Consider the following 24761-nt stretch of genomic DNA (forward strand, 5'->3'; position numbering starts at 1 on the left):
GAAGGAGACCGCATGCCGGCCAACGCCCTGCGGGAACGTGTGCACCAACTGATGGGCCGAGCCGAGGAGGACCTGCGGGACCTGGTCGCGCACCGGTCCGTCGCCGACGCCCGGCAGTACCCAGTGGAAGAGTGCGAGCGCGCGGCCCTGCTGGTCGCGCGGCTGTTCACCGAGGCCGGCATCCCCGACATGCGCCTGCTGGACACGCCGGACGGCAGCAAGGCCGTGTTCGGCCATCTGCCGGCCGCCCCCGGCTCCCCCACCGTCCTCCTCTACAGCCACTACGACGTCCAGCCGCCGCTCGACGAGGCCGCCTGGACCACCCCGGTCTGGACCCTCACCGAGCGCGGCGACGGCCGCTGGTACGGACGCGGGGCCGCCGACTGCAAGGGCAACATCGTCATGCAGCTCACCGCGCTGCGGGCGCTCGGCGACCTGTCCCGCCTCGGCATCGGCATCAAGGTCATCTCGGAGGGCGCCGAGGAGCAGAGCACCGGCGGCCTGGCGACGCTGGTCCGCGAGAACCCCAAGCTCCTGTACGCCGACACCGTGCTGGTCTGCGACACGGGCAACTCCGCGGCCGGGGTTCCCACCGCCACCACCGACCTGCGGGGCGTGGTGCACGCCACCGTCTCCGTCCGTTCGCTGGCCGGGCCGGTGCACTCCGGTTCCTTCGGCGGCCCGGCCCCCGACCCCCTCAACGCGCTGATCGCGATGCTCGCCACCCTGCACGACGCCGACGGCAACACCACCGTGAACGGCCTTGACAACAGCGGGCGCTGGCAGGGCGCGGACTATCCCGTCGAGCGGTACCGCCGCGACATCGGGGTGCGCGACGGCGTTCGCCTGATGGGGGACGGCACCGTGGCGGACATGTTGTGGGCAAGGCCCGCCCTGACCGTCACCGGCATCGACTGCCCGCCGGTGGTCGGTTCGGCCCCGGCCGTGCTCGGCGAGGTCACCGCCAAGCTCAATCTGCGCATCCCGTACGGAACCGACCCGGACGCCGCGTGGCAGGCGCTGGCCGCGCACCTGGCGGCCGCGGCCCCCTGGGAGGTCGAGGTGGAGACCACGCTGATCTCCTCCAGTCGCCCCTTCCGCTCCCGCACCGACGGCTTGGCCTACGCGGCGCTGGCCGAGGCGATGCGCGAGGCGTTCGGGCAGGAGCTGACGACCACCGGCCAGGGCGGCTCGATCCCCGTCTGCGACGCGCTCCAGGAGACCTTCCCCGACGCGGAGATCGCGCTGATCGGTGTGGAGGAGCCGCAGTGCCTCATCCACGCGCCCGACGAGAGCGTGGACCCCCAGGAGATCGAGCGCATGGCACTCGCCCTCGCGTACTTCCTCCAGACCCAGGGGGAGCAGCCGTGACCGAGAACCTGACGAGACCTCAAGTGACCTTCGGACCGGCCGACATGGCGGACCATCTGAGCCGACTGCGTCAGGCGGCGCCCGAGCTGCACGCCTGTGTGGATCCGCAACGGGCTCGGACCTGGGCTCACGAACTGGCCCGGTCCGGCCACATCGAGGATGACTTCGCCGACGACACGGACGGCGGGAGGGGCACCTCCTACCTACGCGCGCAGGCCCGCAATCTCTCGGCCCGCGCCCAGGGCATCGGCCACCTGCTCTCCCTGGTGCCGGCCGGGACCCAGCGGCGGCCCGCCGTCGTCGTGGACGTGCTCGGCGGCGACGGCCTGGTCCGCAGGGTCGCGAAGGCCCGGAACCTCACCGGCCTATCGGTGCTGACCTGCGACGCGTCCCCGTACATGGTGCGCGCCGCCTGGGCGGCCGACTGCCCGGCGCTGGTCCAGCGCGCCGACCGGCTGCTCGTGCGGGACGGCTGCGTCGACGCGGTCCTCGTCGCCTACGGCTCCCACCACATCGCGCCCGAGGATCGCGCCGAGCTCGCCCACGAGGCGTACCGGGTACTACGGCCGGGGGGAGTACTGCTGCTCCACGACTTCCTCGTCGGGTCCCCGATGGACACCTGGTTTCGGGACGTGGTCCATCCGTACTCGCGAACCGGTCACGCCTTCGACCACTTCACCCGGGAGGAGATCTCGGGATATCTGACCAAGGCGGGCTTCGAGTGGGCCGAGGTGAGCGACATGGCCGACCCCTATGTCGCGACGGCGGCCACCGCCCGGGAGGCCGAACTGGAAGTGGGCCGCTACCTGTTGGACATGTACGGGCTCGCCGAGATCGAACGGCTGCACCCGGCGGACGCCGATCACCACACCATCGAGCGGGCCAAGGCGATATTCCGCCAGGAGCGGGCGGACGGCTCCCTGGAAACGGCCTGTGTCGAGTACGACGGGTCCGCTGGGACATGGAAGTGCACGGTGCCGCGGGTGGCCGTTCTCGGGGTGGGCCGCAAGGCCGACTGAGGGCTGAACGGTTTCGCGAGGACAACGTGCTGATGGAGGGGGCGCCTGGGCGCCCCCTCCATCGCGTGTCATATGGCTTGTGCCGGTTACTTGGCTTCCGCGAGGCCGACGACGGCCTGGTCGAAGACCTCGCGCGCCCGCTGGAGGACCTGTTCGCGCCAGCGGGCGTCGTCCGCGGGGCAGAAGGCGTCGCGGATCAGTTGCTTGAGGTCGTGGCGGACCGCCTCGGTCGGCGGATGGCTCCGGTGCAGCCACGCGTCGGCACACAGGGCGAGGAGCACCTCGGGGCCGGGCTGAGTGCCGAACTCCAGGGTGATCGCGGTCAGTCGGCCGCCGTCGCCGAGGCCGTCGGCCACGGCGGTCGCCGTGTTGCCCACGATCGGCGTGGAGGAGGAGGTGCCGTGCTCCGAGGCGGTCAGCGCCTCGCCGTACCACCGGCGGGCCCGCTGGTGGGCGTCGGCGTCGCGGCCGCCGCGGAAGATGGGTTCGCCGACGCCGCGTTCGCCGAGCCCGGTGTGCAGGTCGATGTAGCCGACGTGGGCGGCGCCGGCGACCTGCTCGGCCACCACCGTCTCGAACACCCGCCGGGACCAGGCCGGCGTGTCTCCGCCGTAGAACAGGCCGTCGCTGTGGCGGTACTGGCCCCGGGTCACGGCCTCCTGAAGGCGCTGGGGGCCGAGCCGGTCGCGGAGCGCGGTGAGGTTCGCGACCAGCTCGCCGGGAGCGAACCCGGCGGCGTCCGCCGGCACCAGGGTGCGGTGCACGGCGTCGTAGGCGTCGTTGTGCGGCGGGGCTTGGTGGTCGACGAAGTTCCGGTTGAGGTCGACGTTGTCCTCGTTGACGCGCCGCAGGTAGGCGAAACCGTACGGGTTGAGGGCATGGACGAGCAGCACGCCGGTGGTGGCCCTGGCGGCGGCTTTCGCGACGCCCTCCCGCAGCAGGACCGTGGTCTGGCAGGCCGAACCGCAGAAGCCCTCGATGCCGTGTGTCCCGGACACCGTCATCAGCAGCTTCGCCGGGTCGGGCGGCCCCAAATACGCGGTGTCAACGGCGAGTTCGGCGCCGTCGGGCCCGCGGTGCCGGGGCAGCGTGAAGTTCCTCAGGCGTGCGCCGGCCTCCTCCGCGGCGGCCAGGAACTCCGCGCGTGCCCGGGAGTAGTCGGGGGGAAATGCGTGTCCCATGCTGCCTCGCGTTCCTGGAGTGCCTGGAGTGCCTGGAAGGTGTGGCGCGGGCGGCGGGTCCGGAGCCTCGCAGGGCGCCGGACCCATCCGGTCGGCAGGGCTCAGCGCTGCCCGGAGGGCAGCGGCACACCGAGGGCCGTGAGGATCGCGTGCGCTCCCGCCTGCGTGGGCACGTGCAGCAGGCACAGCACCCGGTCGCCGGGCTCCGCGTGGTCGGCGAAGTACCGGTTGGCCTCGGGCACATGGCTCAGCGGCCGCTCCCGGTAGAGGTCGAGCGGGCGCCCGATGCCCGGGACGACTCCGTGCGCCGGGTCGAAGGCCGCTCCGGGAGCGAGCGACGCGGCCACCTCGGCCGCCAGGGCCGCCCGGCTGTCGTCCTCGCCCGCGAGGTCCGGGTACATGCTGATGTCCGGATGGCCACTGAACGCCGACATCGCGCAGTGCACCACCGGGTTGTACGTCTTGAGCGCGATCACCTCGGGGAACGGGCGGCCCTCGGCGAGCAGCCGGGCGAAGTGCAGCGCCCAGCTCTCCTTGAAGACCGCGCCGTTGCGGTACGTGTCGCCCACGAACTGGATCATGATGTGCAGACAGGGCCGCCCCGACGGGATCTCCGTCCATCGGGAGGTGAGCAGCGAGACCACCCGGTCGCGCTCCCGGTCCACCCCGACGACGACGTAGTCGGCCTTCGTCAGCATGTCGCGGCGGAGCGTGAACAGTTGCCGGGTCTGTAGTCCCGGCATGGCGAGGACCAGACCGTCCACGATCCACTTCTCGGTCTCGGTCGGCAGCTCCCGGCCGGGCGGCAAGGCCAGTACCTCTACGCCCTGCCGCCCGTCGGGACGCGTGGCGCGGTCGTCATCGGCCACCGCTGCTCCCGCTCAGGCCTCGGCCGCAGTGGGCAGCGGAACCTGGCCGTCGCTCTTGCCGAGCACCGTGAGCTGGTGCAGTTCGACGAAGTAGAGCTTCCACAGCCAGTAGATGTGGCCGAGGTGCTCGACGACCTTGTGCTGGTCGGCCTCCGACTTGACCAGCGTGGACAGCACCCGCCACACGAAGTCGTCGTGGTCGTCGTCGAGGTCGGTGTTGACGTGCGCACGGGCACCCTTGACGTTGTCCTCGCCCAGGACGTCGCCCAGGTTGTCGAGCCAGTCGGGCTGGGTGCGCGTGGTGACGTACTCCACGAAGTACACGCTGGTGATCAGCGCCAGCGGGCTGTCCTCGAACTCCATGCCGTACTGGAGGTATCCCGTGAGCAGCTTGGTGGAGAGCAGCGGCTCGGTGGAGTAGATCTGGTCCTTGGTCACGCCGACCTTGGCGAGGTCGGCGGCGAACAGCCGGTCGTGCAGCATCTCGTCGTCGGTGTAGTGCGCCCACGCCTTGGCCTGTACCGGGTCCACCTTGGTGAAGTACTTGATGGCCAGCGCGTCGACGGTCCGCTTGCGGCGCAGCCGCAGGATCGTCTCGATGTTGTGGCGCTTGTAGTAGTCGAGGTTCAGCTCGGAGGCGTTCTTCTGGTGCTGGGCGTACGGCACCGTCTCGTAGAAGTCCTTGATGAAGGTGTCGAGGATCGCGTCGACCTTGTTGCGCAGTTCGGGGTTGACCGTCATAGCGTGCTTCCCTCCTTGGGGTCAGTGGCAGCCGCAGCTCGCGCTGGACACGCGCTGCATCCGGCCGCGGCGTACCGCCTTGCGGGCGCCGAGGACGGCCGTACCGTCCGATGTCACCAGCGAGCTGCGCGGGCACAGGAAGGCCAGGGCGTAGCGCGTGGCCGGCGTGATCCCCAGCCCGAGGTTCACGACGCCACTGGTGGCGCCGTACACCTCGTTCGGGCCGCAGTTCGCCGGAATGATCTCCGTCGTGGTGTTGATCCCGAAGCCGAGTTCCCAGATGACGCGGTAGCGCGGGTCGTCGGTGAGGAGCTTCTCCAGCTCCCCCGCGGCCGACGCCGCCCCCGGCGTCTGCGGGGTGACGCCCTCGATGCTTCCGGCGGCGACGTGCAGCGTCACGGCGTTGGCGACGAGCGGCGAGAGCGCCTCGAACAGCCTTTGCTGGTCGGCGCCGTCGGCCGGATCCTCGTGGCGGTGCACGATCGGCCATCCGCGCAGGGTCAGGTCCCCGTTGAGGCCGCGCAGCCGGGCCTCCGGTTCGAAGGTCGTGATCTCGGCGGCGGTGACGCTCAGCTTGCCCGAAGGGAAGATCTGCTGGTCGCCCGGTTCCAGGACGCCGGCCTGCTGGTTCCAGACGCAGTCGCCGACCGTGTGGTCGAACTCGGCCTCGGTGGCGGAGGCGTCGTCGACGATCGTCAGCCGGTCGCTGTCGCCCACCAGGTCGAAGAACTCCTCGGCCACCCGCGCGTGTTGGGCCACGTCCGTGGCGGCGGCGGTGCGCAGGAAGTAGCGGACGTGCTCGTCGGTCAGCGGGGTGGACCCGGCGGGCAGCACGGCCAGCTTGCGTTCGCCCAGCTCCTGCGGGGTCGGCGAGTCGAGGAACCGTCCGGGGCAGACCGCGAGTACGTGTGCGTCCGCGGGGACGCTCGCGGCGATCAGCTCGCCCAGGCGCGTGCCGGGCGGAAGCCTCAGGTGGAGCACGCGGGAATACCCGTCACCGCGCAGCAGGGAAATCGGCTCGCCGCTCTGTTCACTCGTGATCAGACAGAATGTCCCGGCCGGCTCGCCGAACTGATCGAAGTCGCTTGTCGTGAGATCCAGCGGTGGCACGGACGCACTCCCTAGAAAAGACAGCGGGAACCCCGTGGCGGGGCATTTCGCATGCCCCGCCACGGGTCGGTACTCAGCCCAGGAGCGTGCCCAGGTAGTTGCGGTTCTTCTGCACCTTGATCTTCTTCATGGGGAGTCACCTCCTGTTTGTTTTATTGCCTTGCGTTCACCCCGACGGTCGGACGGTCGTGAATCCGCTAGGAAGCGGGCACGACCCTCTCCACGGTGGGGTGGTCCGGGTGGCCGATCACCGCGACTCCATTACTGGTCAGCACGCGGGTGTCGGGCGAAATGATGTCCAGGTGGTACTGGGTGTACGGAGTGAGTCCGAGGCCGAAGTGCAGGCATCCTTCGGTACCGCCGTACACCTCGTTCATGGCGTGGTTCCCGGGCAGGATGTCCAGGGAGGTGTTGAGGGCGTGGCCGATCTCCCACACGATCCGGTAGCGGGAGTCCACGGCGAACATCTGCTCCAGCATCGCCACGGCCGGCGCCGCTCCGGCATCCAGCGCCTCCAGACGCGTGATCCTGCCGTCCTCCACGGTGGCCTTGATCGCGTTGTCGCGCATCGCCCACAGCTGGGAGTGGATGCGGGCCTGGTCGGCCCGGGAGAAGGAGGGGGTGCCGTTGTGCAGGATCGGGTACCCGCGCAGCGTGATCTCGCCCTCAAGGGGCAGCTTCAGGGTCTCGCCGAACTCCCTGATCTCGACGGGCAGCACGCTGATCTCGCCGGCCGGGACGATCTGCTGGTCACCCCAGTCCAGCGGGCCGGCCTGCTGGTTCCACACCAGGCCCTCCTGCAGGTGGTCGAGGGTGGCGCGGGTCCCGTGCACGGGGTCGACGTACACCAACTGGTCGGAGTCCTCGGCCAGTTCGAAGAAGGTGTCGCAGAACGCCGCCTGCTCGGCCGCCGAGGTCCGCTCCATCACCCCGAGGAAGTGCCGCAGCTCCTCGAAGCCGGTGGGCGTCGAGTTGCACGCCATGCCCATGATCTTGCGCTGCCCCACCAGATCGGGGTCCGGTGATTCGAAGAACCGGTGGGGAGAGATCACGAGTACGTGTGCGGGTTCCGGGATCCGCTTTTCCAGAATTTCCTCGAAGCGGTCTCCCACATCAAGCGTGATGGTGAGGAATTCCCGGTACGGGGCCGTCTTGACGATGTCGATCCGATCGACCAGCTCGGAATTCGTGATCAGACAGAAGGTGCTTCCGGTGGCTTCGCCGAACTGGCTGAAGCGGCCGGGATCAATTGTTATCTGGGCGGACACGATCACTCCCGTCATGACCTTTGCGTATTTCCTCGCCGTGGTCATTACTCTCACGTGTCGCGGGGTCTTCGCGCCATAGGACGATGGTCCCGGCCCCTTGTTCCGCCGCTAGTACTTCCGCCTGCGCCGGCGCGCGAACAAGGTGGTGGAATTCGCGGGGACAGGAGGCCCGGCGTGATCGTCGGCACACGGCGGAGGGTCGTCTTCCGGGTTAGGTTTCGGGCATGGAACCTCCGTACCCGCGGCTCCTCGTCGACCGCTACGAACCGGCCTTCCGCTTTTACGAGGCGATCCTCCCCGAGCTCACCGGCTGCACGCTCGCGCGGGGCAACTCATCGTCCGGTTACGCCAGTTGGGACGCGCTGGACGGGCGTACCGCGCTCGCCCTGTTCAGCCGGGACGCGATGGTCTCGGCGCTCGGGGAGTCCAGCGTGCCGAGCCCGGGTGCCTCCCTGGTGCTCCACATGGCCACCGCCGAGGCGCTCGACTCGGCCGTCGAGCTGTGCGCGGGGGCGGGGGGCACGGTGGTGGCCGCGGCCCGCGATTTGCCGGAGTGGGGACCGGGGCTGCGAGCGGCGCACGTCCTGGACCCCGACGGAAATCTGGTGGAGTTGCAGACGTACTGATCGCCCCGCGCGAAAGGTCGCTCGCCGCCGGGCGGGCGCCCATCGGCGCCGCACCGAATCCTGACGTAGAGCGGCCGCCGTGTGCGGGAGTCATGGGACTCCCGCACACGGCGGCCGCGGGGAAGAGGGGCTAGATCGCGTCCAGCAGGGAGCGCTCAAGGCTCGCGCCGGACGGGAGCTGGCGGCGGATGTCATTCAGGACCGAGCCGAAGTCGAGCTCCGCCCGGCCGCTGGCGTACACCGTTCCCCCGAAGTGCAGGGCGACCCCGAGGTCCGGCTCCGGAGGTTTGAGGGAGAGCAGGCAGCTCAGGGTGGCCTGCTGAACGCGGCCGTCGTCGGAGGCGACGGGCACGGGCATATCCCATTCGAGTACGAAATCGCGGAGGTTCCCGCCGTCGAGCGCGAAAGTGTTGCCGCTCTCCGTTGGTATCCCCGGTACCGGGCCGAGCGAGTCAAAGCTCGCTCCGGCGAAGTCGACCCCCCTGATCCGGGTCCGCAGTTGCGTCCCGTCAGTGGTGATCGTCAGCGCTTCGGATCCTAGGCGGTCCCGGTACCAACCCGCCCATGACTGTGGTGTCATGGGCGGAGATTAGCGGCGCATCCTGCTGTTCGTCACAGGGGGTGACCGAAATGAGCGTTACCGCTTCCTTTCGTACCTCGACACAACCGCTCCGTTGTCGAACGAACGGGACTCGGTCAGACCGAACTGACGGGGTGTGAACTCACCGTCCACGGCACGGATTCCGGCGCCCACGAGCACCGGATACGTCTTGATGACCAGTTCGTCGATCTCCTCGGCCAGCTGACCGGCGAGGTTTCCGCCGCCGCAGAGCCAGATGCCGAGGCCGTCCCGCTCCTTGAGCTCGCGCACCTTGGCCACCGGGTCTCCCGCCACCAACTCGACTGCCGGGTCGGGTGATTCGATGAGGCTGCGAGAGAAGACGTACTGCCGGAGATGGGCGTACGGGCTGGTCAGCCCGTCCTTGAGGCCCAGCGCATAGGTGGACCGGCCCATCAGCACGGTGTCGTAGTGGGTGTTGGGGGCCTTGTCGAAACCGAAGTGCCGCCTCCCGGCGGTCGCCATCGTCTCGGGCCATTGCGTCTTCAGGTACTCGAAGTACCCGGTAGTCAACTGGTCCAACAGGAACTGGATCTCGCCATCGGGCCCGGCGATGAAGCCGTCCAGGGACATTCCGATGAAGTACGAGAGCTTGCGCAAGCCGACCTCTTGGGGTTCGGGGGCGTGGTCTTCCGTGCTGACCACTACGGATAGAGTGCTCCATGTGTAGTGGTTGATGCAACCCCCTTTTTCCGCAGAGGAGTTCGGACATGGCCAGTAATCCCGAGCGCAGAACCGCCCTCATCGACGCGGCCATCGAAGTGCTCGCACGCGAAGGGGCGCGCGGGCTGACGTTTCGTGCCGTGGACGCGGAGGCGGGCGTGCCCGCGGGCACCTCCTCCAACTACTTCACCAGCAGGGACGACCTGTTCACCCAGGCCGGGCGGCGCATCCACGTACGCATGACACCGGCTCCACAGGATGTCGCCGAGGCGATGCGCCCGGCGCCCTCGCGCGAGCTCATCACCTCGCTGATGCACTGGCTGGTGCGGCGGATGGCCGCCGAGCGCACCGGGTACCTGGCCCTCCTCGAACTGCGCCTGGAAGCCACCCGGCGGCCCGCGCTGCGGGCGGAGCTGACCCGGGCGATCCGCGCGGAGCTGGACGCCAACATCCAATTCCACGTCGACTCCGGGCTGCCCGGCGACCCCGACACCGTCCGGCTGCTCCACCTGGCGATCACCGGGCTGCTCGTGGAGACGTTCACGCTGCCGGGGGTCTTCGGCGACAACCTCGGACAGGGCGGCCACGGACGGAAGCTGGCGGCACTGGAGCGTGACCGGCTCATCGATCTGATCGTGTCCCGCATCGTGCCGAGTTGACCGGGCGGACGCGTCAGACCCGCGGCTCGCGCCACATCGGGTACATCGGCGGGCCGTCCGGCAGGCGCAGCGGCTCGCCCAGCGGGGCGAATCCCAGGCGCTCGTACAGCCGCGGGCTGCGCTCGCTGCTCGCCTCCAGGTAGGCGGGGCGGCCCACCCGGTCGCACTCCTGAAGTACGGGGGCGATCAGCGCGGAGCCCAAGCCCTCGCCCTGCCGCTGGGGGGTCGCCGCGATCATCATGAGGTACGCGTGGGCCCGGCCGTGCGGATGGATCGCGGCGGTGAAGCGGGCGATCTGCTCGATCCGTTCGTTGTCCGGGTCGACGAAGGCCCGAAGCTGCGCCGGTCCCTCCTCGTCACTCTCCCCCGCATCGGCGGGGACATCGATCCACAGGGCGGCCGCCGAGCCGTCCTCGGTGATGTCCACATGGCCCTCCGCCAGGGCGAGTTCGAAGAACGCGGCCATCAGGAGATGGTGCACCTCGCGCCGCCGCGCCTCGTCGGGGAAGACCCAGCTGCTCACCGGGTCGTACTGGAAGCCCTCGTCCAGGATCCGCACCACCGCCGCCCGGTCGTCCGGGCCCGCCCGCCGTATTCGTACGCCCTTCTCCGCTTCCGCACCCTCGGCTCCGGTCCCGCCCATCTCGGCCCCACCCATCGGCGTCGCTCCCCGCCGCCCGGTCGTCCGGGCGACAACTGACGGGAGCGATCCTAGAGTTGGCGGCCGGTGTCAGCGGCTGCGGCGGGTCACGAACTCCGCCAAAGCGAGGAGTTCCCCCGCGGCGGTCAGATCGGGAACCGCGCGCGAGAGGTGCCCGACCGCTCGGGCCATCCGGTCGGCGGCGTGGATCTGGGCCCAGTCGCGGCCGCCCGCCCGGTCGACCGCTTCGGCGGCCCTGCGGACCGCGGTGGCACCCATCGGGCCCTGGTACAGCTCGGCGAGTTCGGCCGCCGCCGGGGTGGCCGAGCCGAGGGCCGCGACGACCGGCAGGGACTTCTTGTGTGCGGCGAGGTCGGCGCCGACGGGCTTGCCGGTGCGTCCGGGATCCCCCCAGATCCCGATCAGGTCATCGATGAGCTGGAAGGCCAGCCCGGCTTCGCGGCCGAACGCGTCCATGGCGGCGACCTCCTCCTCGCCCGCCCCCGCGTACAGCGCGCCCAGCGCGCAGGCGCAGCCGAGTAGCGCTCCGGTCTTGGCCATCGCCATGCCGAGGCACTCGTCCAGCGACACGTCCTGCGGGCCTCGCTGCTCGAAGGCGCAGTCAGCCTGCTGGCCCGCGCAGAGCTCGATGACACAGGCCGCGAGCCGGGCGGAGGCGGCGGGCGCCGCGGGGTGGCCGTCGTCGGCGAGCAGGCGCAGCGCGAGGGCGTGCAGCGCGTCCCCCACGATGATGGCGTCCGGCGTGCCGAAGACGGTCCAGGCGGTGGGGCGGTGCCGGCGTGTGGCGTCCTCGTCGATGACGTCGTCGTGCAGCAGCGTGAAGTTGTGGACGAGTTCGACGGCGGCCGCGGCGCGCACCGCGATGTCCGGCTCGCCGCCCAGCGCCCGGGATCCGGCGAGGACGAGGGCGGGGCGGATCGCCTTTCCCGCCTGCCCGCCGGCCGGGGTGCCGTCCGCGTGCTCCCAGCCGAAGTGGTACATCGCGACCCGACGCATGGAGGTCGGCAACGACTCCACGGCCGAACGCAGTTGAGGGTTGACGATGATGCGGGTCCGTTCGAGCAGCTCGACGGCCTCGCGGCCCTCAATGGCTTCCGGCATTGTCAACTAGGGGGACCTTTCTCGGAGTTGACGGTCGACGCCGGGCGCGCCGCGGCCGGTGCGCCCGGACCGGAAGCTCAGCGCCAGCGGCTGACCTCGACGTTCTCCAGCACTCCGAGCGCGTCGGGCACCAGGATCGCGGCCGAGTAGTACGCCGTGACCAGGTACGAGATGATCGCCTGCTCGTCGATGCCCATGAACCGGACCGACAGGCTCGGCTCGATCTCGTCCGGGATGCCGGACTGCTGGAGGCCGATGACGCCCTGCTCGGCCTCTCCGGTACGCATGCAGATGATCGAGGTCGTGCGGGCCTCGCTCACCGGGATCTTGTTGCACGGGAAGATCGGCACCCCGCGCCAGGCCGGCACGTGGTGACCGGCGACCTCCACCGACTCCGGGACCAGACCGCGCTTGTTGCACTCGCGCCCGAAGGCGGCGATGGCCCGCGGGTGGGCGAGGAACAGCTTGGAGCCGCGCCGGCGCGAGAGCAGCTCGTCCATGTCGTCGGGGCTGGGCACCCCGTCGTGCGGCTGGAGGCGCTGGCCGTAGTCACAGTTGGTCAGGAGGCCGAACTCGCGGTTGTTGACGAGCTCGTGTTCCTGGCGCTCGCGCAGCGCCTCGACGGTGAGCCGCAACTGGTGCTCGGTCTGGTTCATCGGCTGGTTGTAGAGGTCGGCAACCCGGCTGTGGACCTTCAGGACGGTCTGCGCGACGGAGAGTTCGTACTCGCGTGGCGAGCCCTCGTAGTCGACGTAGGTGTGCGGGATGACGGCCTCGCCGACGTGGCCCGCGGAGAGGTCGATCGCCGCCTCGCCGTAGGTGTTGGTGCGCTGTTCCGGCAGGTGCGAGACCGAGGCGAGGTGCGTCTGGAGGGACTCGGCGCGCTCCGCGAGGTTGAGCACGTCGGCCCGGCTCAGCACGAGGACGGTGCACGCGGTCGTGGCCCGGACCGTCCACTCCCAGGTGGCGTCCCCGGAGACCAGCGCCTGATCGCCGAAGTACGCCCCGTCCGCGAGGAAGCCGAGCTCCGTCTCGTCGCCGTACGGGCCGGTGCCGATCTTCTCGACCCGGCCGTGGGCGAGCAGGAAGACCCGGTCGGCGATGTCGCCCGCGGTGGCGATGACCTCGCCCGCCGCGTACTGGCGCTGTTCGCAGCGGTTGGCCAGCTCGCCGAGCGCGCTCTCGTCGTCGTAGTCCCGCAGCGCGGGCAGCTCGCCCAGCTCCGCGGGGATGACGGCGACCCGCTCGCCGGTCTGTACGAACGTGATCCGCCCGTCCCCCACCGAGTAGCTCAGCCGTCGGTTGACCCGGTACGTGCCGCCCTGTACCTGGACCCATGGCAGCATCCGCAGCAGCCAACGAGAGGTGATCTCCTGCATCTGCGGGGCGGACTTGGTGGTGGTCGCCAAGTTCCGCGCGGCGGCTGTGCCGAGACTCTGCTGGGCGCGGTTCTCGGGACCTGCCTCGACCGACATGTGACTCCTTCTGAACTCTCACGATCAAGAAGCTGAACTGCGGGAAGAAACACTTCCAGCACGGAGAGTCGGCGCGCCATTACTCAAATGAGTGGGATTAGAACACCAGAAGGGCGGGCAGGCGGCCCCATCCTGCTCGAACAGTCCGCTCGCGCCCGTTGCGTCCCCGCCCGGAAGTCACCGGCCGGAAACCTCCACTTAATTTGCATACGAGATGCAAGTTATCTACGGTGACCGCATGCGGCTGACGAGATACACCGATCTGGCGCTGCGGGTGCTGATGCGCCTCGCGGTCATCGAGGGCGCCGAGGGCCAGGACCCGCCCACCACGCGCGCGGTGGCGGACTCGATGCGCATCCCGTACACCCACACCGCGAAGGTCGTCGCCCGCCTCCAGCACCTCGGCCTCGTCGAGGCGCGGCGCGGCCGGGGCGGCGGGCTCGCACTGACCAAAGCGGGCCATCTCGCGTCCGTGGGCGGCCTGGTGCGCGAGCTCGAAGGGCCGGGCGACGTCGTGGACTGCGAGGGCGCCACACCCTGCCCACTGGCCGCGGCGTGCCGGTTGCGCCGGGCGCTGCACCGGGCACAGGAGGCGTTCTACGCCTCCCTCGACGACCTCACGGTGGACGACCTCGTCGCCGCCCCGACCGGCCCACTGCTCGTCGGCCTCACTCCCCGCTGACACCCTGTCAGCCGCGAGCGGGTCGTCTCATGCCGCTAAATGTGATTCTCAGATACCAATTAAATCAGGGAGTTCCTTCGATGCTGTCCGAGAAGTCGACCGCGACCGTACGCGCCACCCTGCCCGCCGTTGCCGCGGCCATCGCCACCATCACCGAGCGCTTCTACGAGCGGCTCTTCGCGGCCCACCCCGAGCTGCTGCGCGATCTGTTCAACCGCGGCAACCAGGCCGCCGGTCTCCAGAAGCAGGCGCTGGCCGGCTCCATAGCCGCCTTCGCGACGCACCTCCTGGACCGCCCGGACGACCGCCCGGACGTGATGCTCAACCGCATCGCGCACAAGCACGCCTCGCTGGGCGTCACCGCCGACCAGTACCGAGTCGTCCACCAGCACCTGTTCGCCGCGATCGCCGAGGTGCTCGGCGAGGCCGTGACACCGGAGGTCGCCGAGGCCTGGGACGAGGTGTACTGGCTGATGGCGAACGCCCTGACCGCCATCGAGGCCCGGCTGTACGAGGAGCAGGGCGTGCTGGCCGGGGACGTCTGGCGCGAGTGGGCCGTGGTGGGCCGCAACGAGGAGACCGCCGACTGCGCCACCTTCCGGCTGCGCCCCGCCGACGGCGCACCCGCCCCCGCCTTCAAGCCCGGCCAGTACGTCTCCGTCCAGGTCGAACTCGCCGACGGCGCCCGCCAGATACGCCAGTACAGCCTGAGCTCGGCGCCCGGCAGCGAGCTCCGCTCGATCACCGTCAAGCGCGTCCGGGGTGACATCGACGGCGAGGTTTCCGGCCACCTGCACGCCCACGTCCGCGAGGGCGATGTGCTGCGCGTCTCGGCCCCGTACGGCGACCTCGTCCTGCACGCGGACGACGCCCCGCTGCTACTCGCTTCCGCCGGGATCGGCTGCACCCCGATGCTGTCCATGCTGGAGCAGCTGGCGGCCACCGGGCACCGTGCGCCGGTGACCGTGGTGCACGCCGACCGATCCCCCGCCGAGCACCCGCTGCGCGACGACCACGCGGCGCTCACCGCCAAACTCCCCGACGCCGCCGCCCACTTCTGGTACGAGGCGCCGGAGCCCGGTCACCCGGCCGACCGCACGGGCCTGGTCGACCTGACGGCACTCACGGTCCCGTCCGGCACCCGCGCCTACCTGTGCGGCCCGCTCCCGTTCATGCGCGCGGTGCGCACCCAGCTGCTCGCCAAGGGCGTGGCGGCGGCCGACATCCACTACGAGGTGTTCGGCCCCGACCTGTGGCTCGCGCAGGACTGACGCCTCCCCGGGGCGGGGACTGTCCGGATCGGCTCGCACGGCAAACCGAACAGATCTCCTCATAGCGGAAGTTGGGGTACAAGCGGTACGAGACATTCCGCACCGCTCCGAAAGGAGGCGGCCATGGCCCCTCCCCTGTCCGCAGACCAGTTCCTCGCCGCCCTGCGCGCCGAGGGCCTCACCGTCGTCGAGGTCGGCCAGTGGCGCAGCCACAACCGGGCCGGCCACGGCGGCTGGGGCCCGCTCAACGGCGTCGTCATCCACCACACCGCCACCAGCGGCGCCGACGCCACGGTCAGCATCTGCTACGACGGCTACGACTCCCTGCCGGGGCCGCTCTGCCACGGCGTGATCACCAAGGACGGCACGGTCCACCTGGTCGGCAACGGCCGCGCCAACCACGCGGGCGCGGGCGACGGCGACGTGCTGCGCGCGGTGATCGCCGAGAAACGGCTGCCTCCGCCACAGAAGAACGACATCGACGGAAACACCCACTTCTACGGTTTCGAGTGCGAAAACCTCGGAGACGGGCACGACCCCTGGCCGCAGGCCCAGCTCGACGCCATCGAGAAGGCGGCCACCGCGGTCTGTCGCCACTACGGCTGGACCGAGCGCTCCGTCATCGGGCACAAGGAATGGCAGGTCGGCAAGGTCGACCCGCTCGGTTTCACCATGGACTGGCTGCGCGAACGCGTGCACGAGCGCCTGAAGTGACAATGGAGCCATGACCCACCGAGCCCTCGCCCCCCGCCTCCCCTCCCCCCTGGAGGAAGCGCGGGACGAGCGGTTCGAGCGGCACGGCGCACGCCTGCTGCTCAAGCGGGACGACCTGATCCACCCGGACCTGGTCGGCAACAAGTGGCGCAAGCTGGTGCTGAACCTCGAAGCCGCCGACGGCCGCCCCGTGCTCACCTTCGGCGGCGCCTACTCCAACCACCTCCGGGCGACCGCCGCCGCCGGGCGCCTGCTCGGTTTCCCCACCATCGGTGTCGTACGCGGCGACGAGCTCGCCGGACGCCCGCTCAATCCCTCCCTCGCGCGGTGCGCGGCGGACGGCATGCGGCTCCACTTCGTGGACCGGTCGACCTACCGCCGAAAGTCCGCGCCGGACGTCCTCTCGGGACTGCTCGACCTGCTCGGCCGGGACGCGTACGTGGTACCCGAGGGCGGCAGCAACTCCCTTGCGGTGCGGGGCTGTACGGCGCTCGGCGAGGAACTGCGCGGGCTCGCGGACGTGGTCGCGGTGGCCTGCGGCACCGGCGGCACGCTGGCCGGCCTGGCCGCCGGCCTCGGACCGGGGCAGCGGGCGGTCGGCGTGCCGGTGCTGAAGGGGGGCTTCCTGGGGGAGGCGGTGGGGGAGCTCCAGCGGGCCGCGTTCGGCGAGACACGGGGCACGTGGACCCTGGACGACCGCTTCCACTTCGGGGGCTACGCCCGCGTCCCCGCCGAACTGGACGCCTTCGCGCGGGACTTCGAGGAGCGGCACGGGGTGGAGGTGGAGCGGGTCTACGTGGCGAAGCTGCTGTACGCGCTGCTGGAACTGACGCGGGAGGGGGCCTTCGCTTCGGGGACGAGGGTGGCGGCGGTGGTGACGGGCAGGCCCTGAAACACCGCTCGACACGATCAAGCCCCTCCGGCGCCCTGAGGAGCGAAGCCGCGGGCTACGCCTCGCCCTCGCGGTACGCCGCCGCCTCCTCCAGGTCCAGCCTGCGCAGCAGCGTCCGCAGCAGTTCGTCATCGATGCGGCGGGCGTCGCGCAGCTCCACGAAGACCTGGCGCTCCGCCTCGATCATGGCGCGGGACAGCCGCCGGTAGGTGTCGTCCGCCGACTCCCCCGTCGCCTCGTTCACCGCCCCCAGTCGCTCCCACACCGCGTTCCTGCGCCGCTCCAGAACCGTCCGCAGCCGGTCGGCGAGGGGCGGCGGCAAGGCGTTGCGCTCATCGGCGAGGAGTTCGTCCAGCCGGTCCTCGGCGGCACGGGAGGCCTCGCTCTGGGCCTGTGCCTCGGCCAGCGTCTCGGCCTGCGTGTCCCGCCCGGGGAGCTTGAGCAGCCGGATCAGCGGGGGCAACGTGAGCCCCAGCACCACCAGGGTGGCGATGACCGTCGTGAACGTCAGGAAGAGGACGAGGTTGCGGGCCGGAAAGGCGGCGCCGTTCGCCGTCGTCAGCGGGATCGAGAAGGCGATCGCGAGCGAGACCACCCCGCGCATCCCGGCCCAGCCCACGATCACCGGCGCCGTCCAGTCGGTGTCCGGCTCGCGCCGCCTGATCTTCGCGGACAGGGCACGCGGCAGGAACGTGGCCGGGAAGACCCAGACGAAGCGCGCGGCCACCACGAGGGCGAAGACGCCCGCCGCGCACCACGCCGCCTGGGCCATCCCGTACGCCCCAAGTCCCCTGAGGACCACCGGCATTTGCAGTCCGATGAGGGCGAAAACCGCCGATTCCAGGACGAAGGTGACCATTTTCCAGACCGCTGCCTCCTGGAGCCGGGTCGCGAAGTCGACCTGCCAGGAGTGGTGTCCGAGGTAGAGCGCGACGACCACGACCGCGAGCACCCCGGATGCCCCGACCTGTTCCGCCGCGGCGTACGCGACGAACGGGATGAGCAGCGACAACGTGTTCTGGAGCAGCGCCTCGCGCAGGTGCCGGCGCAGCCAGTGGATCGGCAGCATCAGCACGAGCCCCACCCCGACGCCGCCGATCGACGCGAGCGCGAACTCCCTGATCCCGTCCGCCCAGGTGGCCCCGGCGCCGACGGCCGCCGCGAGGGCCACCTTGTACGCGGTGATCGCGGTCGCGTCGTTCACCAGGGACTCGCCCTGGAGGATCGTCGTGATCCGGCCGGGCAGCCGCAGCCGTCGTGCGATGGCGGTCGCCGCGACCGCGTCCGGCGGCGCGATCACCGCCCCGAGCACGAGCGCCGCGGTCGCCGGAAGATCGGGCACCAGCAGATACGCGAGATAGCCGACCGCCAAGGTCGCGAACAGCGTGTAACCGACGGAGAGCAGCGCCACCTGCCGCAGGTTCGCGCGCAGATCGAGGTACGAGCTGTCCAGCGCGGCCGTGTGCAACAGCGGGGGCAGCAGGAGCGGCAGCACGATGTGCGGGTCGAGGGTGTAGGCCGGGACGCCGGGCAGGTACGAGCAGATCAGCCCGACCGCGACCAGGAGCAGGGGCGCCGGTACGGGGGTGCGGCGGGCCGCCCCCGCCACCGCCGTGCTCGCCGCGATCAGCGCCACCAGCGGCAATGCGTCCATCACAACCGTCCGTCCCCGCTCACCCGCGCCACGCGCTCCGTCGTAACCTGGCCATCATGAGCGAGTGCCCGCACGTTGCAGAACTGCCGCGCCCCGAGCCGGCCCCGCTGAGCGAGAGCTGTCCGGAATGCCTGAGGGAGGGCACGCACCCCGTCCAGCTGCGGCTGTGCCTGGTCTGCGGGCACGTGGGCTGCTGCGACTCCTCGCCCCGCCAGCACGCGACGGGGCACTTCAAGGAGACCGGGCACGCGGTGATGCGGACCTTCGAGCCCGGCGAGAGCTGGCGCTGGTGCTTCGTGGACGGCGTACTGGTGTGATCGGGGAGGTTCGACCCCGCGGCGGCTGGGTACGTCAACCCGGCGTCGGTCCACAGCAATTGGGCCCCGCAAACCCCTAGCCACTGTCCGTACTCATAGGCTTACCATGAGTGACAGCCGCCGGGAGGGCTCCGGCGACAGGGCACCATGGATCGCGATAGCGTCGCCAGTCCAGGTACGGACCCCGTACCCACGGCCCCGGGATCTCCCCTCTCCCCGGGCCTCGATAGAGCTTGTGCCACCTTGGAGGTGAGGGTGTCCCAGATCGCAGGCGAGCCCGGGAATCAGGACTTCGTGGAAGTCCGGCTGCCGGCTGCGGGTGCCTACCTGTCGGTGCTGCGTACGGCCACGGCCGGACTCGCGGCACGTTTGGACTTCACCCTCGACGAGATCGAGGACCTGCGCATCGCGGTCGACGAGGCCTGCGCGATCCTGCTCCAGCAAGCGGTGCCCGGCTCCGTGCTGAGCTGTGTGTTCCGTCTCGTCGACGACTCACTCGAAGTCACCGTCTCGGCCCCCACCACGGACGGCCGGGCCCCGGAGCGCGACACCTTCGCCTGGACGGTGCTCTCCGCGCTGGCCGGCAAGGTCGACTCCTCCGTCGCCGAGGACCGTACGGTCTGCATCAGCCTGTACAAACAGCGCGGCGCGGGACCCGGACCGGCGTGAGCGGGGAGGGTCCGGTGCGGGACGAGAGGCGCATCCCCGAGGCGGTGCGCTCCGCGGGCTTCCCGGAGCAGCAGGCCCGGCCGCACCCGGTGGACAGCGCTGTGGATGGCCCAAATGGCGTTTTGGACGCGGCGGAGCAGGCAGAGCGGGCGGCCCTTATGAGCGAGCACACCGAGCACAGGCACCACGATCCACACGATCGCAGCGGGGCGCGGGCGATGTTCATCGAGCTGCGCAAGCTGCCCGACGGCTCACCGGAGAAGGCCGAGCTGCGCAATCAGCTGGTACGGATGCACCTGCCGCTGGTCGAGCACCTGGCACGGCGCTTCCGCAACCGCGGCGAGCCGCTCGACGACCTCACCCAGGTCGCCACGATCGGCCTGATCAAATCGGTGGACCGGTTCGATCCCGAGCGGGGCGTGGAGTTCTCGACGTACGCGACGCCCACCGTCGTCGGCGAGATCAAGCGGCACTTCCGCGACAAGGGCTGGGCGGTGCGCGTGCCGCGCCGGCTCCAGGAGCTGCGCCTGTCGCTCACCACGGCGACGGCCGAACTGTCCCAGCAGCACGGCCGCTCCCCCACGGTGCACGAGCTGGCCGAGCGGCTGGGCATCTCCGAGGAGGAGGTCCTGGAGGGCCTGGAGTCGGCCAACGCCTACTCCACGCTGTCCCTCGACGTTCCGGACACCGACGACGAGTCTCCGGCGGTGGCGGACACCCTGGGCTCGGAGGACGAGGCGCTGGAAGGCGTCGAATACCGCGAGTCGCTCAAGCCGCTGCTGGAGGACCTTCCCCCGCGGGAGAAGCGGATCCTGCTGCTGCGCTTCTTCGGGAACATGACCCAGTCGCAGATCGCGCAGGAGGTGGGCATCTCACAGATGCACGTCTCCCGTCTGCTGGCCAGAACCCTGGCCCAGCTCCGCGAGAAGCTGCTGGTGGAGGAGTAGGCCCGCGAAGACCAAGCCCCATGAGGGGCTGGGCGAGATCGCGAAGTGGGGGCCGGGGGCGTCGCACCCGGCCCCGGCGACAGCGGTGCTACGCGTCCCGCATCGGCCCGCGCATGCCCAGCGCCTGGGTGGTGGCGGGGTTCACCAGGAGCACGAGCCCGGTAATGGCCACCCCCGCGAGAGCGATGCCCGCCGGGATCCACGGCGCCCCGTCGGAGTTGAGGAACGTCCAGGCGACCGGCAGCGCCATGATCTGGGTGATCAGCGCGGGTCCACGGCTCCAGCGGCGGCGCAGCAGCAGACCGCGGGCCGCGATCAGCGGGATCAGGCCGAGGACCACCAGCGTCAGGCCGCCCATTTCGGCCTGGGTGGGCTGGTCGGGCCGGCCGGCCAGGCCCATCACGAGCAGGTAGATACCGCCGGCGACCAGGGCGAGACCTTCCAGTGCGGACAGCGCCGCCGCGGCGGTCAGCCGGCCGGGGCGGGGTCCGGTGGGGGCTTCGGGGGTCTGCTCAGTACTCACCCGGCCAGGGTAGCCCGCCGCGATCCGGCGGCCCCCGCGCCGCTTGGGGCCCTCCAGCCCAAGTGCGCCCCGGTACTCCCCGGTAGGTAGTCTGGCGCCCATGCGTGCACTCCTCGTGGTCAACCCGGCGGCTACTTCCACCAGTGCGCGCACGCGTGACGTCCTGCTCCACGCCCTCGCCAGCGAGATGAAACTGGAGGCGGTGACCACGGAGTACCGCGGGCACGCCAGGGACCTCGGGCGGCGGGCGGCTGAGAGCAGCGACATCGACCTGGTGGTGGCGCTCGGCGGCGACGGCACGGTCAACGAGGTCGTCAACGGACTGCTGTACAACGGCCCGAGCCCCGAACTGCCCGAATTCGCGGTGGTTCCCGGCGGATCGACGAATGTCTTCGCGCGGGCGCTCGGGCTGCCCAATGACGCGGTGGAGTCGACCGGTGTGATTCTCGACGCCCTGCGTGAGAACCGGAGCCGCACCGTGAGTCTGGGTCTCGCCTCCGGCGTGCCGGGCACCACGGACGAGGGCGTTCCGCCGCGCTGGTTCACTTTCTGTGCCGGGTTCGGGTTCGACGCCGGTGTGGTCGGCCGAGTCGAACAGCAACGGGAGCGCGGAAAGCGGTCGACGCACGCGCTCTATTTGCGCCAGGTGGCCCGCCAGTTCTTCGGCGAGGCGCACCGCAGACACGGCCAGATCACGCTGGAGCGGCCGGACGGGGAGACGGTCGACGACCTCGTCCTGTCCATAGTCTGCAACACCTCCCCCTACACCTACCTGGGCAATCGTCCGCTGTACGCCTCCCCCGACGCCTCCTTCGAGTCGGGCTTGGACGTACTGGCGCTGACCAAGATGACCACGCCCGCCGCGACCCGTTACGCGACCCAGTTGCTCACCTCGACGCCCGAGCGGGGTCCACACGGTAAGCACGCCGTATCACTGCACGACCTGACGGACTTCACCTTGCATTCCAAGGCGCCGCTCCCCTTCCAGATGGACGGCGACCACCTGGGCCTGCGTAGCAGCGTCGCGTTCACAGGCGTACGTCGTGCACTGCGTGTGATTGTGTGAGTGGAAGGGCCCAAAGTCCTTTCACTCGAACGTTTAGGCTGCCATCCACCCCATGGAAGTACGACTGTGACCCAGTCGACACCGAGGAATCCAAAAAAACTTTCCGGAAGGGGTTGTATCCGCAGCCGAGGTTTGCGAATCTCTACATGGCGATCGGGACGGCCCGCAACACCGGCCTCCACTGAAAGCCAGAACCCCTCCTCATACCAGGACCACCACCAGTCCAACTGGAAGATGGCCCTTCCCTTGTTGAGGGATTCGTGAAAGCGTTCACATTCACAAGCCCCCTGCATGTAACACCGAGAGAGGTAGCAGCCATGGACTGGCGTCACAACGCCGTTTGTCGTGAGGAAGACCCCGAGCTGTTCTTCCCCATCGGCAACACCGGTCCTGCGCTGCTGCAGATCGAGGAAGCCAAGGCCGTCTGCCGCCGCTGCCCCGTCATGGAGCAGTGCCTGCAGTGGGCGCTCGAGTCCGGCCAGGACTCCGGCGTCTGGGGTGGCCTCAGCGAGGACGAGCGCCGCGCGATGAAGCGCCGTGCCGCTCGCAACCGGGCGCGCAACGCGACCGCCTGAGCCACCACTTCCTGCCTTAGCAACGCGCGGCGCGTACAGAGCGTACGCACTCACCGCCCCCCGAGCCGCAGCGCGCAGCAGTAACCCACAGCATTCGAGCCCCGAACCGTTCCTCGGTTCGGGGCTCGCTGCTGTGCGTGGGCCCTGGCCGCCGGCTACCGGCTGCTACTTCTCGGCTCCCACGGGAATGTCGAGGACGACCTTGGTGCCGCGGTCCGGCGCCGGCACCATGTCGAAGCTGCCCCCCAACTCGCCCTCCACCAGGGTCCGTACGATCTGCAAGCCCAGGTTTCCGGTGCGCTGGGCGTCGAAGCCGGCGGGCAGTCCGCGGCCGTCGTCCCGCACCGTGATCAGCAGCCGGGACTCCTCGCGGGTTCCGCCGCGCAGCGCCGCGACCTCGACCGAGCCCTGTTCCCCCGGAGCGAAGGCGTGCTCAAGGGCGTTCTGCAACACTTCGGTCAGGACCATGGACAGCGGGGTGGCGACCTCGGCGTCCAGTATCCCGAAGCGGCCGGTGCGGCGGCAGTTGACCTTGCCGGGCGAGATCTCGGCGACCATGGCGAGCACCCGGTCGGCGATCTCGTCGAACTCGACGCGCTCGTCCAGGTTCTGCGAGAGCGTCTCGTGCACGATCGCGATCGAACCGACCCGCCGGACCGCCTCGTTGAGCGCCTCGCGGCCCTGGTCGGAGTCCATCCGCCGGGCCTGGAGCCTGAGCAGCGCCGCGACCGTCTGGAGGTTGTTCTTCACCCGGTGGTGGATCTCCCGGATGGTGGCGTCCTTGGTGATCAACTCCCGCTCGCGGCGGCGCAGTTCGGTCACGTCGCGCAGCAGCACGAGCGAGCCGATGCGTGTCCCCTTCGGCTTGAGCGGAATCGCGCGCAGCTGGATCACCCCGCCGCTGCCCTCGACCTCGGTCTCCCTGGGCGCATAGCCGCTGGCCAGCTTGGCGATCGCCTCGTCCACCGGGCCGCGCGAGGGCGCGAGTTGGGCGGTGAGTTCGCCGAGGTGGTGCCCGACGAGGTCGGACGCGAGGCCGAGGCGGTGGTAGGCGGAGAGTGCGTTGGGCGATGCGTACTGGACGATGCCGTCGGCGTCGAGCCTGATCAGGCCATCGCCGGCGCGCGGGGACGCGTCCATGTCGACCTGCTGGCCGGGGAAGGGAAAGGACCCGGCGGCGATCATCTGGGCGAGGTCGGACGCGGACTGGAGGTAGGTCAGTTCCAGCCGCGAGGGGGTGCGCACGGTGAGCAGATTGGTGTTCCGGGCGATGACGCCGAGGACGCGTCCTTCACGGCGTACGGGAATGGACTCGACCCGAACCGGAACCTCCTCGCGCCATTCCGGATCACCTTCGCGCACGATGCGGCCCTCGTCGAGCGCGGCGTCGAGCAGCGGGCGCCGGCCGCGCGGGACGAGGTGGCCGACCATGTCGTCCTGGTACGAGGTGGGGCCGGTGTTGGGCCGCATCTGCGCAACCGACACATAGCGGGTGCCGTCCAGGGTGGGGACCCAGAGCACCAGGTCGGCGAAGGACAGGTCGGAGAGCAGCTGCCACTCCGAGACCAGCAGATGGAGCCACTCGAGGTCGGACTCACTCAGAGCGGTGTGCTGGCGTACGAGGTCGTTCATGGAGGGCACGATGCGAGCGTACCTGCGAAAACCGCCGGGAAAGACTGCGGGCCGCGGCGCCGGGGCGGGACCCTCAGCCCGTCCGGCACCGCAGCCCGAGCTGCCGGCCGACGGGTGTGCGGTCCCCTCGGCCTGTGAGGAACGGGCGCGGTCAGGGCAGAGAGCGCCGGTCCTCGGTTCCGCCCGCCTGTGCGGGGTGGGCGGAAGTCACTGTGTTCATTGTGGACTAGACCATTCTGCCTGTCCATTGGTGTGCACCGCGCAATCTACGGCCTTCGGCGCCGGGCCGCACCCCGGGGCCGCCCCCGGGTGGTCAGGGGCTCGGCGACCTCGGCGACGCGGTCGGGCCCACACGGCGGGCCGGGGTGATCGCGTGGGCCAGGGCTGGAGCCGGCGGAGCTTGGGGAGCGGCCCGGCGCCCGGTCGAGGAGGAGTACGACCGCGACACCGTCCGTG

At 70.3% G+C, this 24761-nt stretch carries 26 protein-coding genes; 13 read left to right on the forward strand and 13 right to left on the reverse strand.

From position 1 onward, the window contains the following. Positions 1–12: 12 nt before the first annotated feature. Positions 13–1371, forward strand: coding sequence for a dipeptidase (locus OG522_RS12825; protein WP_329463100.1), 1359 nt, complete (start codon positions 13–15; stop codon positions 1369–1371). Continuing rightward, positions 1368–2390 (forward strand): class I SAM-dependent methyltransferase, encoded by a 1023-nt coding sequence (locus tag OG522_RS12830; RefSeq protein ID WP_329463101.1) that lies wholly within the window; start codon positions 1368–1370, stop codon positions 2388–2390. Before OG522_RS12825 ends, OG522_RS12830 begins: the two co-directional genes overlap by 4 nt. An 86-nt stretch (positions 2391–2476) precedes the next feature. Here the strand turns inward: OG522_RS12830 and OG522_RS12835 are convergent, their stop codons facing one another. The 5 genes from OG522_RS12835 to OG522_RS12855 form a co-directional block, all read right to left on the reverse strand. Continuing rightward, positions 2477–3571: a M14 family metallopeptidase gene (locus tag OG522_RS12835; protein WP_329463102.1), complete on the reverse strand. Its 1095-nt coding sequence runs from the start codon at positions 3569–3571 to the stop codon at positions 2477–2479. Between the two features lie 101 nt (positions 3572–3672). Continuing rightward, positions 3673–4440: a hypothetical protein gene (locus tag OG522_RS12840; protein ID WP_329463103.1), complete on the reverse strand. Its 768-nt coding sequence runs from the start codon at positions 4438–4440 to the stop codon at positions 3673–3675. A gap of 12 nt (positions 4441–4452) precedes the next feature. Beyond that, positions 4453–5181: a hypothetical protein gene (locus OG522_RS12845; RefSeq protein ID WP_329463104.1), complete on the reverse strand. Its 729-nt coding sequence runs from the start codon at positions 5179–5181 to the stop codon at positions 4453–4455. Positions 5182–5202: 21 nt separating this feature from the next. Further along, positions 5203–6291, reverse strand: a complete 1089-nt coding sequence (locus OG522_RS12850) for a hypothetical protein (RefSeq protein ID WP_329463105.1) — start codon at positions 6289–6291, stop codon at positions 5203–5205. Between the two features lie 197 nt (positions 6292–6488). Then, the gene (locus OG522_RS12855) at positions 6489–7574 is read right to left on the reverse strand and encodes a hypothetical protein (protein WP_329463106.1); all 1086 of its coding nucleotides are present in this window, start codon (positions 7572–7574) and stop codon (positions 6489–6491) included. Positions 7575–7783: 209 nt separating this feature from the next. Here OG522_RS12855 and OG522_RS12860 point away from each other — a divergent pair, with 209 nt between their 5' ends. Continuing rightward, a complete protein-coding gene (locus OG522_RS12860; protein ID WP_329463107.1) occupies positions 7784–8185 on the forward strand; it encodes a VOC family protein in 402 nt (133 codons plus the stop codon). A gap of 130 nt (positions 8186–8315) precedes the next feature. On the opposite strand, the gene OG522_RS12865 is transcribed toward OG522_RS12860, so the two are convergent. Both OG522_RS12865 and OG522_RS12870 read right to left on the reverse strand, forming a co-directional pair. Then, on the reverse strand, positions 8316–8765 hold the full coding sequence (locus OG522_RS12865) for a DUF6304 family protein (RefSeq protein ID WP_329463108.1): 450 nt from the start codon (positions 8763–8765) through the stop codon (positions 8316–8318). 57 nt (positions 8766–8822) lie between these two features. Then, complete coding sequence (locus tag OG522_RS12870) at positions 8823–9449, reverse strand: dihydrofolate reductase family protein (protein ID WP_329463109.1); 627 nt, start codon at positions 9447–9449, stop codon at positions 8823–8825. Positions 9450–9514: 65 nt separating this feature from the next. On the opposite strand from OG522_RS12870, the gene OG522_RS12875 reads away from it, so the two are divergent. Continuing rightward, positions 9515–10126 carry a TetR/AcrR family transcriptional regulator gene (locus OG522_RS12875; protein WP_329463110.1) on the forward strand — a complete coding sequence of 204 codons (612 nt, stop codon included), beginning with the start codon at positions 9515–9517 and terminating at the stop codon, positions 10124–10126. 13 nt (positions 10127–10139) lie between these two features. On the opposite strand, the gene OG522_RS12880 is transcribed toward OG522_RS12875, so the two are convergent. The 3 genes from OG522_RS12880 to OG522_RS12890 form a co-directional block, all read right to left on the reverse strand. Next, entirely contained in the window at positions 10140–10784 is a 645-nt protein-coding gene (locus OG522_RS12880; protein ID WP_329463111.1) for a GNAT family N-acetyltransferase, read from the reverse strand. 72 nt (positions 10785–10856) lie between these two features. Beyond that, the gene (locus OG522_RS12885; protein WP_329463112.1) at positions 10857–11888 is read right to left on the reverse strand and encodes a family 2 encapsulin nanocompartment cargo protein polyprenyl transferase; all 1032 of its coding nucleotides are present in this window, start codon (positions 11886–11888) and stop codon (positions 10857–10859) included. Between the two features lie 77 nt (positions 11889–11965). Further along, complete coding sequence (locus OG522_RS12890; protein ID WP_329463113.1) at positions 11966–13363, reverse strand: family 2B encapsulin nanocompartment shell protein; 1398 nt, start codon at positions 13361–13363, stop codon at positions 11966–11968. Positions 13364–13601: 238 nt separating this feature from the next. Here OG522_RS12890 and OG522_RS12895 point away from each other — a divergent pair, with 238 nt between their 5' ends. The 4 genes from OG522_RS12895 to OG522_RS12910 all read left to right on the forward strand — a co-directional run bounded on the left by OG522_RS12895 (position 13602) and on the right by OG522_RS12910 (position 16922). Next, positions 13602–14045, forward strand: a complete 444-nt coding sequence (locus tag OG522_RS12895; RefSeq protein ID WP_329463114.1) for an RrF2 family transcriptional regulator — start codon at positions 13602–13604, stop codon at positions 14043–14045. Positions 14046–14125: 80 nt separating this feature from the next. Further along, complete coding sequence (locus OG522_RS12900; RefSeq protein WP_329463115.1) at positions 14126–15316, forward strand: globin domain-containing protein; 1191 nt, start codon at positions 14126–14128, stop codon at positions 15314–15316. 123 nt (positions 15317–15439) lie between these two features. Then, entirely contained in the window at positions 15440–16030 is a 591-nt protein-coding gene (locus tag OG522_RS12905) for an N-acetylmuramoyl-L-alanine amidase (protein WP_329463116.1), read from the forward strand. Positions 16031–16040: 10 nt separating this feature from the next. After that, entirely contained in the window at positions 16041–16922 is an 882-nt protein-coding gene (locus tag OG522_RS12910; RefSeq protein ID WP_329463117.1) for a 1-aminocyclopropane-1-carboxylate deaminase/D-cysteine desulfhydrase, read from the forward strand. Positions 16923–16977: 55 nt separating this feature from the next. Here the strand turns inward: OG522_RS12910 and OG522_RS12915 are convergent, their stop codons facing one another. Then, the gene (locus OG522_RS12915; RefSeq protein ID WP_329463118.1) at positions 16978–18576 is read right to left on the reverse strand and encodes a Na+/H+ antiporter; all 1599 of its coding nucleotides are present in this window, start codon (positions 18574–18576) and stop codon (positions 16978–16980) included. 56 nt (positions 18577–18632) lie between these two features. Here OG522_RS12915 and OG522_RS12920 point away from each other — a divergent pair, with 56 nt between their 5' ends. From OG522_RS12920 to OG522_RS12930, 3 genes are all read left to right on the forward strand, one after another. Then, the gene (locus OG522_RS12920; protein WP_329463119.1) at positions 18633–18893 is read left to right on the forward strand and encodes a UBP-type zinc finger domain-containing protein; all 261 of its coding nucleotides are present in this window, start codon (positions 18633–18635) and stop codon (positions 18891–18893) included. A gap of 255 nt (positions 18894–19148) precedes the next feature. Next, positions 19149–19562: an anti-sigma regulatory factor gene (locus OG522_RS12925; RefSeq protein WP_329463120.1), complete on the forward strand. Its 414-nt coding sequence runs from the start codon at positions 19149–19151 to the stop codon at positions 19560–19562. A 14-nt stretch (positions 19563–19576) separates the two neighbouring features. Beyond that, the gene (locus tag OG522_RS12930; RefSeq protein WP_329463121.1) at positions 19577–20509 is read left to right on the forward strand and encodes an RNA polymerase sigma factor SigF; all 933 of its coding nucleotides are present in this window, start codon (positions 19577–19579) and stop codon (positions 20507–20509) included. An 88-nt stretch (positions 20510–20597) separates the two neighbouring features. On the opposite strand, the gene OG522_RS12935 is transcribed toward OG522_RS12930, so the two are convergent. Beyond that, complete coding sequence (locus OG522_RS12935) at positions 20598–21032, reverse strand: hypothetical protein (protein WP_329463122.1); 435 nt, start codon at positions 21030–21032, stop codon at positions 20598–20600. 100 nt (positions 21033–21132) lie between these two features. Between OG522_RS12935 and OG522_RS12940 the strand changes: the two genes are divergently transcribed. Next, entirely contained in the window at positions 21133–22098 is a 966-nt protein-coding gene (locus tag OG522_RS12940) for a diacylglycerol/lipid kinase family protein (protein WP_329463123.1), read from the forward strand. Positions 22099–22415: 317 nt separating this feature from the next. After that, a complete protein-coding gene (locus tag OG522_RS12945; RefSeq protein WP_004937597.1) occupies positions 22416–22673 on the forward strand; it encodes a WhiB family transcriptional regulator in 258 nt (85 codons plus the stop codon). A gap of 165 nt (positions 22674–22838) precedes the next feature. Here the strand turns inward: OG522_RS12945 and OG522_RS12950 are convergent, their stop codons facing one another. Beyond that, entirely contained in the window at positions 22839–24305 is a 1467-nt protein-coding gene (locus OG522_RS12950; protein ID WP_329467561.1) for a sensor histidine kinase, read from the reverse strand. Positions 24306–24761: the final 456 nt, after the last annotated feature.

Origin of the sequence: Streptomyces sp. NBC_01431, assembly GCF_036231355.1 — a bacterium.
Lineage (GTDB): Bacteria > Actinomycetota > Actinomycetes > Streptomycetales > Streptomycetaceae > Streptomyces.

Coding starts and splice junctions, on each gene's coding strand:
- OG522_RS12890 (WP_329463113.1), bottom strand. CDS start 13,363: ATGTCGGTCGAGGCAGGTCCCGAGAACCGCGCCCAGCAGAGTCTCGGC.
- OG522_RS12835 (WP_329463102.1), bottom strand. CDS start 3,571: ATGGGACACGCATTTCCCCCCGACTACTCCCGGGCACGCGCGGAGTTC.
- OG522_RS12885 (WP_329463112.1), bottom strand. CDS start 11,888: ATGCCGGAAGCCATTGAGGGCCGCGAGGCCGTCGAGCTGCTCGAACGG.
- OG522_RS12900 (WP_329463115.1), top strand. CDS start 14,126: ATGCTGTCCGAGAAGTCGACCGCGACCGTACGCGCCACCCTGCCCGCC.
- OG522_RS12825 (WP_329463100.1), top strand. CDS start 13: ATGCCGGCCAACGCCCTGCGGGAACGTGTGCACCAACTGATGGGCCGA.
- OG522_RS12865 (WP_329463108.1), bottom strand. CDS start 8,765: ATGACACCACAGTCATGGGCGGGTTGGTACCGGGACCGCCTAGGATCC.
- OG522_RS12860 (WP_329463107.1), top strand. CDS start 7,784: ATGGAACCTCCGTACCCGCGGCTCCTCGTCGACCGCTACGAACCGGCC.
- OG522_RS12880 (WP_329463111.1), bottom strand. CDS start 10,784: ATGGGTGGGGCCGAGATGGGCGGGACCGGAGCCGAGGGTGCGGAAGCG.
- OG522_RS12910 (WP_329463117.1), top strand. CDS start 16,041: ATGACCCACCGAGCCCTCGCCCCCCGCCTCCCCTCCCCCCTGGAGGAA.
- OG522_RS12945 (WP_004937597.1), top strand. CDS start 22,416: ATGGACTGGCGTCACAACGCCGTTTGTCGTGAGGAAGACCCCGAGCTG.
- OG522_RS12915 (WP_329463118.1), bottom strand. CDS start 18,576: ATGGACGCATTGCCGCTGGTGGCGCTGATCGCGGCGAGCACGGCGGTG.
- OG522_RS12875 (WP_329463110.1), top strand. CDS start 9,515: ATGGCCAGTAATCCCGAGCGCAGAACCGCCCTCATCGACGCGGCCATC.
- OG522_RS12845 (WP_329463104.1), bottom strand. CDS start 5,181: ATGACGGTCAACCCCGAACTGCGCAACAAGGTCGACGCGATCCTCGAC.
- OG522_RS12855 (WP_329463106.1), bottom strand. CDS start 7,574: ATGACGGGAGTGATCGTGTCCGCCCAGATAACAATTGATCCCGGCCGC.
- OG522_RS12905 (WP_329463116.1), top strand. CDS start 15,440: ATGGCCCCTCCCCTGTCCGCAGACCAGTTCCTCGCCGCCCTGCGCGCC.
- OG522_RS12895 (WP_329463114.1), top strand. CDS start 13,602: ATGCGGCTGACGAGATACACCGATCTGGCGCTGCGGGTGCTGATGCGC.
- OG522_RS12940 (WP_329463123.1), top strand. CDS start 21,133: ATGCGTGCACTCCTCGTGGTCAACCCGGCGGCTACTTCCACCAGTGCG.
- OG522_RS12920 (WP_329463119.1), top strand. CDS start 18,633: ATGAGCGAGTGCCCGCACGTTGCAGAACTGCCGCGCCCCGAGCCGGCC.
- OG522_RS12950 (WP_329467561.1), bottom strand. CDS start 24,305: ATGAACGACCTCGTACGCCAGCACACCGCTCTGAGTGAGTCCGACCTC.